The sequence below is a fragment of the Okeania sp. SIO3I5 genome (assembly GCF_010672085.1).
Classification (GTDB): Bacteria; Cyanobacteriota; Cyanobacteriia; order Cyanobacteriales; family Microcoleaceae; genus Trichodesmium.
Genome location: NZ_JAAHHT010000232.1, coordinates 1 through 15,474, shown reverse-complemented (window position 1 = coordinate 15,474; position 15,474 = coordinate 1). Strand labels below are relative to the sequence as shown.

The 15,474-nt window shown below is 37.7% G+C and carries 15 protein-coding genes; 8 read left to right on the top strand and 7 right to left on the bottom strand.

Annotated features, from left to right (window positions below; genetic code table 11):
- A partial coding sequence (locus F6K40_RS32585) for an RNA-guided endonuclease InsQ/TnpB family protein (RefSeq protein ID WP_293142119.1) occupies positions 1 to 677 on the bottom strand: 677 nt, incomplete at its 3' end.
- 1,290 nt (positions 678 to 1,967) lie between these two features.
- Here F6K40_RS32585 and F6K40_RS32580 point away from each other — a divergent pair.
- The 4 genes from F6K40_RS32580 (at position 1,968) to F6K40_RS32565 (ending at position 4,468) form a co-directional block, all read left to right on the top strand.
- Positions 1,968 to 2,510, top strand: coding sequence for a phycoerythrin subunit beta (locus tag F6K40_RS32580; protein ID WP_293142117.1), 543 nt, complete (start codon positions 1,968 to 1,970; stop codon positions 2,508 to 2,510).
- A gap of 75 nt (positions 2,511 to 2,585) precedes the next feature.
- Positions 2,586 to 3,074, top strand: coding sequence for a C-phycoerythrin subunit alpha (locus F6K40_RS32575; RefSeq protein ID WP_293142115.1), 489 nt, complete (start codon positions 2,586 to 2,588; stop codon positions 3,072 to 3,074).
- 146 nt (positions 3,075 to 3,220) lie between these two features.
- Positions 3,221 to 3,490 carry an ankyrin repeat domain-containing protein gene (locus F6K40_RS32570; protein ID WP_293142113.1) on the top strand — a complete coding sequence of 90 codons (270 nt, stop codon included), beginning with the start codon at positions 3,221 to 3,223 and terminating at the stop codon, positions 3,488 to 3,490.
- A gap of 42 nt (positions 3,491 to 3,532) precedes the next feature.
- Positions 3,533 to 4,468 carry a HEAT repeat domain-containing protein gene (locus F6K40_RS32565; protein ID WP_293142111.1) on the top strand — a complete coding sequence of 312 codons (936 nt, stop codon included), beginning with the start codon at positions 3,533 to 3,535 and terminating at the stop codon, positions 4,466 to 4,468.
- Positions 4,469 to 5,033: 565 nt separating this feature from the next.
- Here the strand turns inward: F6K40_RS32565 and F6K40_RS32560 are convergent.
- The 4 genes from F6K40_RS32560 to F6K40_RS32545 all read right to left on the bottom strand — a co-directional run bounded on the left by F6K40_RS32560 (position 5,034) and on the right by F6K40_RS32545 (position 7,641).
- On the bottom strand, positions 5,034 to 5,768 hold the full coding sequence (locus tag F6K40_RS32560; protein WP_293142109.1) for a HEAT repeat domain-containing protein: 735 nt from the start codon (positions 5,766 to 5,768) through the stop codon (positions 5,034 to 5,036).
- A 390-nt stretch (positions 5,769 to 6,158) separates the two neighbouring features.
- Positions 6,159 to 6,260: a zinc ribbon domain-containing protein gene (locus F6K40_RS32555; protein WP_293142107.1), complete on the bottom strand. Its 102-nt coding sequence runs from the start codon at positions 6,258 to 6,260 to the stop codon at positions 6,159 to 6,161.
- A gap of 198 nt (positions 6,261 to 6,458) precedes the next feature.
- The gene (locus tag F6K40_RS32550) at positions 6,459 to 6,953 is read right to left on the bottom strand and encodes a C-phycoerythrin subunit alpha (protein WP_293142105.1); all 495 of its coding nucleotides are present in this window, start codon (positions 6,951 to 6,953) and stop codon (positions 6,459 to 6,461) included.
- Positions 6,954 to 7,080: 127 nt separating this feature from the next.
- On the bottom strand, positions 7,081 to 7,641 hold the full coding sequence (locus F6K40_RS32545) for a phycoerythrin subunit beta (RefSeq protein WP_293142103.1): 561 nt from the start codon (positions 7,639 to 7,641) through the stop codon (positions 7,081 to 7,083).
- Positions 7,642 to 7,846: 205 nt separating this feature from the next.
- Between F6K40_RS32545 and F6K40_RS32540 the strand changes: the two genes are divergently transcribed.
- Positions 7,847 to 8,641, top strand: coding sequence for a phycobilisome rod-core linker polypeptide (locus tag F6K40_RS32540; protein WP_293142101.1), 795 nt, complete (start codon positions 7,847 to 7,849; stop codon positions 8,639 to 8,641).
- Positions 8,642 to 9,442: 801 nt separating this feature from the next.
- Here F6K40_RS32540 and F6K40_RS32535 read toward each other — a convergent pair.
- Positions 9,443 to 10,921, bottom strand: coding sequence for an ankyrin repeat domain-containing protein (locus F6K40_RS32535; RefSeq protein ID WP_293142099.1), 1,479 nt, complete (start codon positions 10,919 to 10,921; stop codon positions 9,443 to 9,445).
- Between the two features lie 386 nt (positions 10,922 to 11,307).
- Entirely contained in the window at positions 11,308 to 11,994 is a 687-nt protein-coding gene (locus F6K40_RS32530; RefSeq protein ID WP_365673573.1) for a DUF1997 domain-containing protein, read from the bottom strand.
- Between the two features lie 313 nt (positions 11,995 to 12,307).
- On the opposite strand from F6K40_RS32530, the gene F6K40_RS32525 reads away from it, so the two are divergent.
- From F6K40_RS32525 to F6K40_RS32515, 3 genes are all read left to right on the top strand, one after another.
- A complete protein-coding gene (locus F6K40_RS32525) occupies positions 12,308 to 12,973 on the top strand; it encodes an NAD(P)H-binding protein (RefSeq protein ID WP_293142097.1) in 666 nt (221 codons plus the stop codon).
- 725 nt (positions 12,974 to 13,698) lie between these two features.
- Positions 13,699 to 14,565, top strand: coding sequence for a glycoside hydrolase family 24 protein (locus F6K40_RS41160; RefSeq protein ID WP_365673570.1), 867 nt, complete (start codon positions 13,699 to 13,701; stop codon positions 14,563 to 14,565).
- A gap of 615 nt (positions 14,566 to 15,180) precedes the next feature.
- On the top strand, positions 15,181 to 15,474 hold a 294-nt coding region (locus F6K40_RS32515), incomplete at its 3' end, for a toll/interleukin-1 receptor domain-containing protein (protein ID WP_293142095.1).

Sequence of the window (15,474 nt, the reverse complement as noted above, 5' to 3'; positions counted from 1 at the left end):
AAGGATGTCAAAAATCGGGGTCTCTCAATAAACTCTCTATCTGAGGTTGTCAAAAACTTCTCCAAACCCAAATCTATACCTATCGCTTCTCCGTGAGGTTGAGCTTCTGGTCTCGATACCTCAGACTCGAGCGTGAGTACTACGAACCACCTATCTGCCTTCCTTAATACCCTTGCTTGCTTGACTACAAAACCTTCTGGAATAGGTCGGTGCAAGTTGATGGGTATAATTCCAATCTTGGGGAGAGAAATCTGCCAACCTGTAATCGGGTTAGTTTTAAATTGAGGAAACAGCATCGACTTCATTTGGCCAAACTTCTTGAAGCGAGGAAAGCCATAACCTCTTTGCTGGAAATAATTCCAACCATCGTGCAATCTACGAATTGTAGTTTGCAGAACTTGAGAAGGAACTTCTCTGAGTTCTGGGAATTCTTTTTTGGCCTTGGGAAGTGCGTTTTGCTGGTTGTAGTAGGTTGGAATTGGTTTGTTAGCTGGGATGATGTATTCTTTTGAGAGGGAACAATAGTCCAAACTGCACTTACGGGAATTTACCCAATCCTTAATTTCCCGCAAGGCATAGTTGTACACTTTGCGAGATATTTCCAACCAATGGAGCATAGTTTGCTCTTGGATGGGGTCGGGGTGAAGTCGATAGCGATAGTTGATGGTTAGAGTCATACAAAAATTCTAACACAGTCGGGATTACTCTATAGCTCTATATCTATACTGTTGCAGATTTTTCCGGTCAATCCCGGAAAAAATCTGCAAGAGGGGTCCATGTATCCCGACGCTCATCTTTCAGATAGAGCGCGGGACTTAGAGCAAGTCAAACTCTCCATCAGTTAAATAGCTGTGATAAACAATCTTTCCCCAACCTGGTAGGGACGCCCTTATGCAACGTCCTTACATTGCGCTTAATTAGGATTTGCTGAAAAAGTCTGTTGGTAAAGGTACTGATTGTCTAGACTTTCTGCTTTTAAATTTAGGAGGTTTTGCTTTAATTCCGGCGTTGGTAAATTAAGGGATAAAACTTTAAAAGTAATGTGTTTCTAATACCTCTAAATATTTAACCAGAGTAAGTGATGGGTATCACCCCTAGTAGAAAATCATCCCACCAATTACCAACGCCTTAATTCCCTTGCGCTTCGCTTGCCTTGACAAATATCAAAGAAATTCTTATATGCTTGCTCTAAGTCTTTCAGTCATTGTTGTAATGGAGTGAATCGCTACATCTTTTAACCAAAGCAATTCTTTCTTGGCTTGAGTTATGAATTGCTTAGTTAAATCAACGTAACTTAGTTTCTTTTGGCCATTAGCATACAGTTGATTACAATGTGCTAACGTCACTCTCATGGTTCAACTTCAAAAGCATCTAATCCTAGAGTTGCTGATCAAGCTAAATTGCCCATATTTTTCTCCTTAATTATGATTTTTTGAAAATTTAAGAAAATAGAAATCCTCAGTTCTTTCAAACTTAAGGACAGGACTTACGCAAATTCTTGGAAAATACGCTATCTGTAGAGGGCGAATGGCATTCGCCCCCACCAGATATGGCCGTTCAGCGTAAGTCCTGAAGGAGCTAAAGCACTTTTCAATTTATTTAACCACAAGCATCCCAACTTCTGTAATACTTTCCATCGTGCTTTTCCCAGCTATAACCTTTGCCAACTAGAAGTCTACATTACTTCAAGTTCAATTAATGTGGTCTATGAGCTGAAAATTGCTGTAATTACTAATTTATAGTTTGCCTTGCATCATACTATGATGGAAGGTTTATGAGAAACAAATTGTTACAATTGTTGATTTTGTTACAAAATATTAATTAGTTTCTAATAATCAAAGACAAAATGGAACTTTACCCTTTATATTGTTCCCCAATGGTTAAATTAAGCAAACCAATAATCAGTCTCTCAAATAATTTAAGGGACGAAAAAAAACATTAAAAATCAAAATCAGGAGATTTTCAAGATGCTTGATGCATTTTCCCAAGCTGTAGTTGAGGCAAACGGCAAGAAGGATGGTTTCATTGGTGGATCTGAGTTAGAAAAACTCAAATCTTTTATCGCAGATGGCAACAAACGTCTTGATGCAGTAAACTTTATTGCTAGTAATGCTAGCTGTATTGTGAGCGATGCTGTTTCAGGTATCTGTTGTGAAAGTCCTGGTTTAACTGAACCAGGTGGCGGAGTTTATACTACCCGTAAAATGGCAGCTTGCTTACGTGACGGCGATATCATTCTTCGTTATATCTGTTATGCTCTTTTAGCAGGTGATGCTTCCGTACTCAATGACCGTTGTTTAAATGGTCTGAAAGAAACTTATGCAGCATTAGGTGTACCAGTAGGAAATACAGCTCGTGCAGTAGGAATCATGAAAGCAGCAGCTGTAGCTTTTGTTAACAATACAGCTTCTCAACGCAAAATGAATGTAACTGAACAACAAGACGCTTGTAATTCTTTAGCTTCTGAAGTTGCTGGTTACTTTGATGCTGTTGTTGCAGCTATTAGCTAGAACCAAATAATTTTCCGTTCATATATTAATTTTTTGTCGTTTGTCAATTTTCAGGTAGTTAGGAGAATCTCAATTATGAAATCTGTTTTAACCACAGCTATTGCATCTGCTGATTTAGGTGGTCGTTATCCTAGTAGTTCTGATTTAGAATCAGTTCAAGGTAGTTTACAACGTGGAGCAGCTCGTTTAGAAGCAGCAGAAAAATTAGCTGCTAACTTTGATGCGGTTGCTCAAGAAGCTGTTGACGCAATTTATACGAAGTACCCCAATGGAAGTGGTAAAGACATTGGCGCAGATGTACAAAAATCCAAGTGTAAGCGCGACATCATCCACTACTTACGTTTAATCCACTATTGTTTAATTGTTGGTGGTACTGGTCCTGTTGATGAATGGGGTATTGCAGGTGCTCGTGAAGTTTATAAAGCATTAGGAATTAGCACTGATACTTATGTAACAGGTTTAACTAAAATCCGCGATCGCATTTGTCCTGACCGTGATATGTCACCTCAAGCAGGAACTGAATTAACAACATATCTAGACTACGTTATCAACGCTATGTCCTAGTAATAGGTATGTCTCAAATGAGATAAAATAATGAGTCTTGATAAGTGAAGGATTCTGTAGTCTGTTACTTGGCTAGAACAGTTAAGTAATGGACTGAGACTCCTTCATTATTTTAATTGAAGAGTTTTTTTGAATATAACTATTTAATGAGTGCTACTGACGAGCTGAATGAAGCTATCTTGCAAGCTAGTAAAGAAGGGAATTTAGAATTAGTCAAATCCCTAATTGAACAGGGTGTTGATGTGAATGTTAAAGACAAAGAAAATGCGACCTGTTTAATGAGCTCCGTATCGCGGAATTATATTGATATTGTCAAACTATTAATCGAAAAAGGTGCTGATGTTAATGCCAAAAATGATTGGGATTATACTCCCGATGCTGTATTTTCCAAACATTACAGCGTGGGTTTTTTTTAGTGTATTTTTATTATTAGTTGTCATAATTATTATAATTTTTCCATGTCTCCAGAACAAACAGATGCTTTTCTAGCAGAACCTAAACAAGAAGCAGTCCAAAAAACTTTGTCTCCAGAACAAACAGATGCTTTTCTAGCAGAAACTAGACAAGAAGCAATCCAAAAAACTTTTGACACCAACGATCGCCAAAAGTTACAACTCATGGTAGAATGTATGGGCGATTCGCGGGGAATGGTCCGCTTAGGTTTTGCCGAGACTCTTGGACAAATTGGCAAACCAGCAACTCCTTTTTTGACTGAAGCTCTCCTGAATCACTCCGATCCTGTTGTGCGACGAGCTAGTGCCAAAACTTTGACCCTAATTGCCGATCCAGATACAGTTTCCCCCCTAGTTCATGCTCTACTTAATGATGAAGATACGGTAGTAAAAGGATCGTCAGCAGGCGCTCTCGCTCGGATAGGAGAACCTGCTGCCCCTGTGTTGTTAGAAATTTTAGGGTCTACAGAACATCCAGAAAGCACCAAAGGTCATGCAGCTTGGGCCTTGGCATTTATAGGACCTGAAGCCAAAGAACATTTGTATCGAGAAATTAATTCTGAAAAGGTGGCAGTTAGGTCTGCTGTGGTGGGGGCGATCGCCAAAATTGCCCAAGACTCAGGAGAAGAGGAAGCCATCAATATTTTGATAACTGCTTTGGGAGATTCATCTGAAGAGGTACGCACTGAAGCAGCAGCAGTTTTGGGAAATTTAGCTTACAAACCAGCAGTTCCCAATCTAGTTGAATTACTGAATCATCCTACTAGCGGTGAAACTCGCAAGGCGGCAGCTTTGTCTCTGATGAAAATTCGTTCCGATAGCGCATTAGAACCGTTACGATCAGCATGGGAACAAGAGTCAGACGAAGATCTTAAGAAGATTATCAAATTGGCAATTACTCAATTAGAAAGACAATCACTAGAAAACGATTCGGAACAATAGATTGGATCAAATAACTTAGGTACTCAAACAAGAAACCGGGTTTATTGTCATATTTGTTAAAATCAGGCAATTTCTGGATAAACCCGGTTTATACCTTAAGTTTTAATTAATTAGGGCTTGCTGATTAAATCTAAAAGCATTGATATATAAAAGCTTTCGCCTGTGCGTTTCGGAAAAAAGTGAAAGCAAAGTGCCAACTATAGCTTAAAATGTGAAGATTTTGAGCAGACAATAGCAGAAAAATTAAGGGACTTTCAGACCCGACTACATCCTCGCTCGATCCCCATTTCTCCTGTCTTCCCCTCCAGGGAGGGGTTAGGGGTGGGTTATCTCGAGTCTCTTGACTCCTACCCTTGCCCATCAGACTTTTTCAGCAAGCCCTAATTATCATACAGAAATCATCAATTATTTACCGAAATAATTAATAATTAAACAATTAAACAATTAAATAATTCAGGTTAAAAGCCTCCCCTTTAAAGGGAAAAAAATAAATCTTTTCCTTTTAGCCAATCCTCTCCCTCTTAGGGAGAGGTAATTATCCATTATCCATTATCCATTAATGAACCTACTCCCTACTCCCTGACTTAAACTGCAACGTATCCACGCGAGATTCAGCACTTTTAGCAGTTTCCTGTACATAGGTATCGGCAGATTCATCATTTTTGAATTTGCTTAATGTTTCTCTAGAGCGATCGTCATCAATAGAGCTAACAGCATTAAGAATCGCTACTGACAAAGCTGGATTATCAGTCCCATCAAGAACCTCTAGCAAACTATCTAAAGCAGGCTTACCAACAACCCCTAAGGCCATTGCGGAAGCAATGTACACAACAGGATTGGCGTCATTGAGTCCTTTTTTCAAACCCTCAATACCTTCTGAAGGAAAGGGAATTTCCTTATAGTTACAAGCTACTTGAGCTAACGCCTTAGCACAACTGCCTCTAATAGTTGAATTATCACTGTTGAGCAATGAATCTACTAGAGATGGTACTGTATCTATCCCAATTGCCCCCAATACCTTAACTGCAGCTCGCCGATAGACCGTATCTTCTTCTGCCAAAATTCCCATCAAGCGAGAAATAGTAGTTTCATCGCGAGTTTCAACTATTTCCCACATTGCTCGATCGCGCAAGTGGGGGTTAGGGTGTTTGAGTCGCTCAAATAATGAAGATTCTGGTGTTTCATTTAATGAGGATTCTGTCATTTCATTTAATGAAGGTTCTGGCGTTTCATTTAATGAGGATTCTGTCATTTCATTTAATGAGGATTCTGTCATTCCATTTAATGAGGATTCTGTCATTTCAGTTATCCATTATCAGTTATCAGTATTTCCGGTTCAACTTGGAGCCTTAAAATCCAGAATTTTCTTTTTTATCGCCTTTCAAAGAGAGACTTAAGAGCTAATTTCTCGGTCACCGCTTTCTAATCAATATCAAATCCGTTCTACTAAACTTACCCATGAGGGTTTTGTAGGGGCGAACGGCCGTTCGCCCCTACTTCCTGTTTTGCTGACGCAATGCTGCGCAAACACTGAAGACCACTGACCGCAGTCTGTTACTTATCTTCTCCACAGGCTTAAAATCCCCAGGACTTACGCAAATTCTTAAACAATACGCTATCTGTAGGGGCGAATGGCCATTCGCCCTCTACTAGATATGGCGGTTCTGCATAAGTCCTGATCGCTTGGAACTCAAGCTATTACATACTTTTCTAGGTTGAGTGCAGCATTAAAGTCTCTGTCTGCCTTGAACCCGCAGTGACTACATTCGTACAATCTCTCACTCAACGGCATTTTCTGTCAAATTTAACTTCTGAACTTCTGACTTCTGACTTCTGACTTCTGACTTCAGTAACTCTGTGCTACAAAAACTAAGGGACTCTTAGTTAGTTCCTTACCCACTATTAGATAAATAACTAACTGAGAATCCCAAAGTTATAAGATTAAAGTAGTTCTAAAGCAAGAATTTTATTCTTACCTCAACCAATTTTCTTAGGATAAGGAGTTGATTGCATAATCGAGAAGAGCATTGTACTCAGTCAATGCTTGAGGAGACATATCGCGAGGAGCGCAACCACGATTACGAGCATAGCTTAAAGCTTCAACGTAAGGAGCAGTAGGTAAGCTGAGAGCACGATAAACTTCACGCTGACCAGCAATTCCCCACTCATCAAGAGGACCAGTTCCACCAACAACTAAGCAATAGTTGATCAAGCGTAGATAGTGCTTGACATCGCGGAGACACTTCTTCTTAAAAGTATCTGTGGAATTAGCTTCACCAGGGTTGTTTAAGTAACCATACTTCTGAATGCAAGCATTATAAGCTTCCTGAGCAACTGCATCAAGATTGCCTCCTAGTTTTTCAGCAGCTTCTAGACGAGCTGCTGCACGCTGGATAGAACCTTGTACGGATTCTAGATCGGAAGTGCTAGGAAAACGACCTGCTGCATCAGCAGCGGAAACTACTGTAGTAATAACTGATTTCATGTCTTTAAACTCTATTTTTTGTTGGACTTGATTAGATTTGGATTAAAATTTGTTTGGCTAATCGTAACAACCGAAAAGCCAATAACTGAATACCACGAGCGGGTATGGCCAAATAGTTTGAGAGGGATTAGCTTAGAGCAGAAATTACTTGATCGAAATAGCCACCTGCTTCAGCAACTAGGGTAGCACAACGATCTTCTGTTACAGTAGCACCCATTATGCGCTTTTTACCTCCTGCCAATGCGTCGCTGGGTTGATCTTTGATGTGAGCTGCAGCTTGAGCTTTCATGATCTGAACAGCGCGAGCAGCAGATTGAAGAGGTACACCTAAAGCAATATAAGTTTCTTTTAAACCATTTAAGCAACGGTCGTTGAGTACGGAAGCATCACCAGCTAACAATGCGTAAGTAACATAGCGGAGAATGATTTCTCCATCACGCAAGCAAGCTGCCATACGACGGTTAGGATAGCAGTTACCACCAGCTTGAATTAATCCATCGTTTTCGCAAATCATACCAGCAATAGCATCAGATACCATGCAGCTTGCGTTGCTAGCAATAGCATTAACAGCATCAAGACGTCTGTTGCCTTTAGCAACAAATTCTTTGAGGCTAGCTATTTCTGCAGCACCAATAGGAGCAGTTTTTGTATCTGCTGTAACTACAGCTTTTGAAAAAGCGTCTAACATTGAGTTCTCCTTAAAAACTTTTTTTGTAACTCTGAATCAAAGTTTCTAACAAGAGGGTCTGTTTTGTCTCGCTTTCTGAGTAAGAAAGTAATAATTCGTAAACAAGTAAACATTTGTTAAGATTTTCTCACCAATGGGGCGTCAAGAACTTATGATAAAATCCAAATCTTTGATTAAATTCAATAAATAAACGAAAAATAAACGAATGGAAAAGTTAGCCACATCAACAATTATAGGGATAGATACCTTTGAAGTTTATCCTTTAGAACTCCGGCCAAATGCCACTGAAGAAGATGTACAGATAGTAATTAGGGCGGTTTACAAGCAAGTCTTGGGCAATCAGTACATTATGGACAGCGATCGCCTTTCAAGTGCTGAGTCTCAACTGCGTAATGGAGAAATTAGTGTGAGGGGATTTGTCAGACAGGTAGCTCAATCTAGCTTGTATCAATCTCTGTTCTTTAGTAGTAATAATCAATATCGCTTTATTGAGTTAAACTACAAGCACTTACTAGGTCGTGCCCCTCAAGATCAGACAGAAATTTCTGAGCACGTTCAAATCTACGACGGACAGGGATATGAAGCTGAAATTGATTCCTATATTGATAGTCAAGAATATAATGAAAATTTTGGAGAATGGATTGTCCCTTATCCCTATGGTATGACTTCCCAAGTTGGTTTGAAAAATGACACCTTTAACCGGATATTTTCCTTATTAGGTGGACCTGCTACTAATGACAACGATAGTCGTTCTCAATTACTATTTTCTATTGCTAGTAATTTACCAACTCCTGTAAAACTTCAAACTAAAGGCAATGGTGCTAACTATGACAATACCGGCAAGCGTTTTCGCATTGTTTACTCTACCTCTAAGGCACCAGCTAGACTAAACCACCTCAGCAAGAAAGAAGTGACAATCAACTATGCTGATATGTCCCCATTTTTTCAAAACATTCATCGGACTGGTGGGAAGATTATTAGTATTACTGAGCGAACCTAATGCATAGTTGTGGGTAGGTTTACAGTGGTTTTCATTTGAGTAGAACACTAAATTAGGGACGTTGCTTGAGCATTAATGCGTTTTCCTGACGGAATGCTTCCCTACGGGATGCTACGCAAACACAAACATGTCGCGCAGCGTTAGCGGAGCTTTGCGTCAGCAAAACGTCCCTACAAGGTTATTAGAGTTTTCGCTTTATAGAACCCATTTGGTATCTATTTAGAGATGGGGGGATAGGGAGATGGGGGCATTTTTCTACCTTTTTTCCCCTATCCTATTTCTCTGACTCCTGACTTCTGAGGACCTCCGACTAGACTCCTTTGCCAAAAACCTGCACTTTTGCTTATATTCCAAATGGGTTCTATAAGAGGGTTGGCGCTCAAAAGTCTTTTTACTCTTTGTAGTAGTCAGGAGAAATGGTGAACAATTGCAATGTAGTTGGAACAATTATCCCTTAATTTTTCCGCTGTTGTCTGTTGAAAATCCTAACTTTTTGCATCTCACGAGAGCAAAAAACTGGTACTTTCCCGAATAAGCTAGAATCATTTGGTGTCAAATACAATGAGTCATGTCAATGTTCGTTTAAACACCGATACGAAAAGCAGTCCCAAACGCTTTTAGCAATGGGATAGAGGAGCCAGTGCGTTGGGCGGGTTTCCCGAAAGTCAAGCAACTGGCGTGGTGTTGTAGTGCCTCCTGCGGAGGAGCTACGCTAACACCCCGTTAAGGTAACACTTAATTAAAACTAAATCAAAAAATATTTTTCTATAGATTTAGTAACTATAAAACCTATAACCTTCTTCAAGCTCCAGCATTATTCAGCAACCTAACAACATCTTGATAACCATTAAATTCTGCTAGGATTAAAGCTGTACAACCGCCTCGATTTTTATAGGTTAAATTAGCCCCAGAATCAATTAACAATTTTACAGCTTCAGCATGACCTTGATATGCTGCCCACATTATAGCCGTGGCCTCATTATCATCTCGGAGATTAATATCTGCTCCCCTTTCTAAGAGTAGCTTTAATATTTCAATATTTCCTTGATATGCTGCTTTGATCATCGGAGTAGAACCTCCCTGGGCAGGAATATTTACATCTACACCAACATCTAGCAAAAGATTAATAATCTCCCTATGTTTGTGCCAAATTGCTAATGTTAAAGCTGTCTCTCCTAAATATTTACTATTTAATAAAGATGGAAGATTTTGCTTTTCTATTTTTGACAATAAAATTGATACAATATCTGTATAACCATGAAAAATTGCACTGAATAAAGGTGTATCACCTGCTTGATTTTTAGTAATAATTTCTGCCTGATTCTCCAAAAGAAGTTTAACTATTTCAGTATGATGTTCTACTATGGCAAAACTTAGTGCAGTTTCTCCTTCTAAATCTTGAGCATTAACATTAACATTAGCATCTAATAAAGCAGAAGCGATCGCTACATTTCCTTCAGCAGCAGCAGCTATCAAAGCCGTACCGCCATTTCTACTTTTAATATTTACATCTGCCCCTGATTCTAATAAAGCTTTGACAATTTCTAAATAACCTAAATCGGCAGATAAAATCAGTGCATTTTCTCCATCTTGATCTCTAAAATTAACATCAGCACCAGCCTTTAATAGTGTCTTTACAGTAGATAAATCCCCAGCTTCTGCTGCTTGCATTAACCATGTTTTACCTTGTAAATTTCTAATATTTACATCCACACCATGACTAATAAAAATTTCTCTTATTTCTGTATAATTACTATCAGCAATTACAGATAATGTAGACTCATCTACCCTAGCTCCAGCATTAAGCAAGACTTTAACTACATCTTGATAACCTTGAGCTGTTGCTAAACCCAAGGCCGTATCATGGTCTTTGTCCACCACATTAATATCTGCTCCAGCAGCTATTAATTGATTCACCACTGCCAGATAACCATTCATGGAGGCCACCATTAGAGGAGAACCACTATCATCATTTTTAGCATTGACATCAGCACCCCTACTTAGCAAAAGTTCCACTATTTCAGCTCGTCCATGAGCTGCAGCCAACATTAAAGCTGTAGCACCAAATTTTTTTCTCGTATAGTTGACATCAGCGCCCTTATCTAGTAATACAGAGGCTATTTGAGTAAAGCCCTTTTCTGCGGCCACCATTAGAGCCGTTGTACCATCTAGAGCTTGAGCATTAGCATCAATATTTTGAGCAAGCAGGACAGATACTTGAGCAAGATTACTATTTTTTACAGCTTGTACCAAAGCTATTTCTTCTTTTTGCGAACCCATACCAACAACTATAATTTACATTTTTGACCAATAAATAAGGTCAAATAAATTCAAAATTCAAAATTATTAATTCAAAATTATTAATTCAAAATTATAACCTCTACCTGAAGTCAGAGGCTTAAAATAAGGGAAATATTTTTGATTTTTTCACTCTGGAGAAAAATGAGGCTTGAATCCTTAATTAAACAATTATTGAAATTCACTTAGAACCAAAATTTTTGAACCTTGAATGTGTGAATTTTGAATTCAAAAGATAGTCAATAGCCTCCCTAGTAAAAAGAGAAATTCTTGTTGTGAGTAAATTTTAGATTTTAAGAATTTCCTAACAGTAAAGGCAACTACATAAATATTGATTTAGATATTGCACGGCTTTAGAGACCAAACTTCTACTTTCTTTTTCTATATTTGGGAAATGGCAAATTATAGGTAGTATGAAAATCGATTTGAGTTTTGTGGCTCAAACACCGTGATACCTGACGTACTATTTTCAGTAATAAATTATTCCCAGTCTTTTGAATCAAACCAGGGGGCATTTTTTGAATAAACTCAGGAAACTTGACGCCCACAGTCAAATCTAAATCCCATTTTGCTCCAGTAATCACAGAGGGGAGTCCCAATTTTTGAATCTCCTTCTGACTACAGAATTGATCTGTGGGTAACTCCACTAACTTCATTTCTGATTGAAATTTAATTTCATACCCAGGAGGAGTATAATTTGGCACTTTTATATTTCTGATTCTATATATTCCTGCGGAATCTGGTGGCACTAACTCCAAACCAACTCTAGCTTCTACGTGGTATCCAAAGGAGCCAAACTTTCCAATCAATAAATCATAGCCATTTTCTCCGATAGGCTCAACTTTCATGGGATGAGCGCATTGACAAAACCAATTCCTGTGAGATGCAAAGTGCTTTGCTACAGTTTCAACATCTACATATAGTTCCATGCAGTCACTATATTTAGTCTTAAACCAGGTAATTTTGTTAGTTTCTGATGTGTCTACTTCTGTTGTACTTAAGTAAACATCACTAATCAAATTTTTGTCCATTTCTAAGGTTTGATGTCTTGCCAAGTTGTGATGCATAATTAGCCGTCTGGTGTATATATATACACAACTATACTCAATAAATTTAGAATTTCCAAATTGCTATTTAATTTATAGAAAAAATTTATATTTATTTTTGTTAAGACTCAAAAGGCAGAAGCCACAAAAAAAGACTTATATAGCAGTCGAAGCAAAGGGCACGGACATTTATAAATCCTGTTTGCGCAGCATTCCGTAGGAAAACCCTTTGACAGTTTACTATTTCCTATTCCCTATTCCCTATTCCCTATTCCCTAGGGCTATAATTATAGCCCTAGCACTACATAAATTGAAATATGATATGAAAGCATTTATCCCTGGAGCAACTGGCCAAACAGGTCGTCGGATTGTACAAGAGTTGGTGAGACGAGATATTCCTGTTAAAGCTCTGGTTCGTAACTTAGAGACAGCGAGAGAAATTCTGCCCCCAGAAGCAGAGTTGGTAATGGGGGATGTACTTAATCCCAGTAGTCTCTACACTGCTATTGGGGATAGTACGGTATTGTTATGTGCCACAGGTGCTAAACCTAATTTTGACTTTACTGGTCCATATAATGTTGATTATCTAGGAACTAAAAATTTAGTGGATGTTGCTAAACAAAAGGGTATTGAACATTTTGTGTTAGTTTCATCCTTGTGTGTATCTCAATTTTTTCACCCCCTAAATTTGTTTTGGCTTGTTTTATTCTGGAAAAAACAGGCTGAAGAGTATATTCAGAAAAGTGGTCTTAGTTATACTATTGTTCGTCCTGGTGGTCTGAAAAATGATGATAATCAATTTCCTATTGTTATGGAATCTGCCGATCGCTTATTTGAGGGTAGTATTCCTCGCACTAAAGTAGCACAAGTTTCTGTGGAGGCAATATTTCAACCAGCAGCTTACAATAAAATTGTTGAGATTGTTACTCAAGCAGAAGCACCGGAAAAATCTTGGCAAAAATTGTTTGGTTCAATAATTAATAATTAATAATTACCTCTCCCTTTTAGGAAGAGGATTGAAACTATTGGGAAAAATCAAAATTTTTCCCCTTAAAAAGGAGAGACTTTAAACCTGAATTATTTAGTTATTAATTATTCGGTAATTCATTTGATGAAGCTCTCAGAATAATAGACCTCTCCGAATCATCAAAAATTAAATCAATTCTTTCCCCCTATTCCCTACTCCCTCTTTGCCGGAGATGTCTAATATTTATTAAACAGGACCCAAGTCCTGCAACCCCACCTCAATCAGTTACACGTTTTTGGAGCGTTGCCCTAATCCCCGTTACGTTGGTCAACTTCTGTAGGGGCGATTTCCTAAAGTCATGCTCCTAATTATGCTTGCTCGCCCGTACTGACTCCTGACTCCGTAGGGACGTTGCATAACAAAAATGCGTTTCATGTCGCGCAGCGTTTAATGTCAGCTCTTAGCTGAAAACGTCCCTACCTCCTGACTTCGTTATAAAATCACCCTTGATGATTTAGATGCATTCTACTAAACCCAAAATTATAAGAAAGAGACGAAAGCGAACTCATGTACGTTTTATACTTTTCAAACGCCTAATTTTTATATCTATACTTATCGTATCTTTTATATCTTTTTTCCATATTTTCAAGGGAAAAATTAAGCAAAATAAAGAGCTAATAAGCTTAAATTCCCCTAATAAAAATGAATATAATTATAATGATGGAGAAAAATGGCCTCGACTAGCAATGAAAGGAGGCGATCCTTATATTCGGGCGTTAATGCGAACTATTTCAGCTAGTGAGTCTAATTATTCTCAACCTTATCATGTTATTTATACAGGTAAAAAAGTATCTGACCTGAGCAAACATCCAGACTGGTGTATCACAATTGTTTCTGGTCCAAATAAGGGTAATTGTAGCACGGCAGCGGGACGATATCAAATGTTAACCAATACTTGGTATCTTATGTCCAAACGTTATCATCCTCAACGTGATTGGTTTATGTTTTGGGAATCTTACAGTTTTGAACCAAAATATCAGGATGCTGTTGTACATGGTTGGTTAAGCGATCGCAAATATTGGAAGACAGATATTCCTGGGTTGTTGAGAAAGGGAAAATTAAATCAAGTTTTGCGGTTATTATCTGGTACATGGACGAGTTTAGGATATGGAATTGAAACTAATTCTATGAGTAGGCATTTACCAACAGTATATAAGGAAGTTTTGCAGGATGAATTAAGTTTGTTGGGGGATAATTTTGAACAAAAAAAAGAAAATTTTGTGGTGGTTGAGTATTTTCCTAAAGATGTTGATAATGGAGTGGTTGAAAAAGCTTTGAGAAGTTTAGATTATCAGTTAATACTTGTACCAAGTGTTGTGGTAGATGTGCCTACTAATTCGATTTGGTTTGGTTCAAAAGTAAGTCTAGAAGAAGTTAAGTTAGTTGCAGAAATATTAATTAGTTCCGGGGTTAAAATTAGAGCTATTCGACCTTTGAAGAAAAATGTAAAATTTGCTGATTTCTTGATTCAAGTGGGAGCTGATCCTGAAATACAAAATAGACCCTCTTTAAGTTTAGAAGAAGTTAGCATAAAATCTAGTTTTTCTAAATAAGAGATATTTTTGACTAGAGAGTTTTATGCTTTATTATACTCTCAAACAAAGTAGCGAAAAATTTATAGGAGTTAGGCAATGGAACTTTAGAGGTTAGGATTTAGGAGTCAGGATTCAGAAGGAATGAGAATTATAGCGCTACGTTATATAACCGAATTCTATATAAAATCTGCCTATTGGTTTTATATTTTTTTACCGAAAAATTTTGGTTTAAAGCCGACCCTTTTAAGGGGATAATAAATAAAAATTTTCCTTTGAGAGACTGTTTGTAAACTAAAGATTAAGACGGCCAGAATGGTTAATTTTCGGTGGGTTAAGGCGGAAAGTTAAATTTTGGTTACGATTCATAATTATTGCCGCCTCGCCCTCCCCACCCTACGCCTGGATTTAATATTCCTTTTACAAACAGTCTCTGAATCAATCTTCTTCTTTTCAATGAGAGGTAATTATTAATTATTCATTATTCATTATTAATTGTTGAAATCTACCTGCTTAAATAGTTCTAAATATTTAAGGATATTGGTTTATATATCCTTTTTATTATCAAGAGTTAACCTACAAAAATAATTAGTTGTTTACCATTGCTAAAAACATAATTTTCCTACCTAAAAACCTATGTCAGAATATTACAATGCTTTCATTTCCTACGGGCGAGCTGATAGTAAATCTTTTGCTTCAAAACTCTATGAAAAACTCACAGAAAATGGTCTGAAAATCTGGTTTGATCAAAATGATATTCCCCTAGGAGTTGACTTTCAAAATCAAATTGATGATGGGATTATTAAAGCTGATAATTTTCTGTTTATTATTGCTCCTCATTCTGTTAATTCTCCCTATTGTCTCAAAGAAATTAATCATGCTATTAAATACAATAAACGGATTATTCCACTTTTGCACGTCGAGCAAATT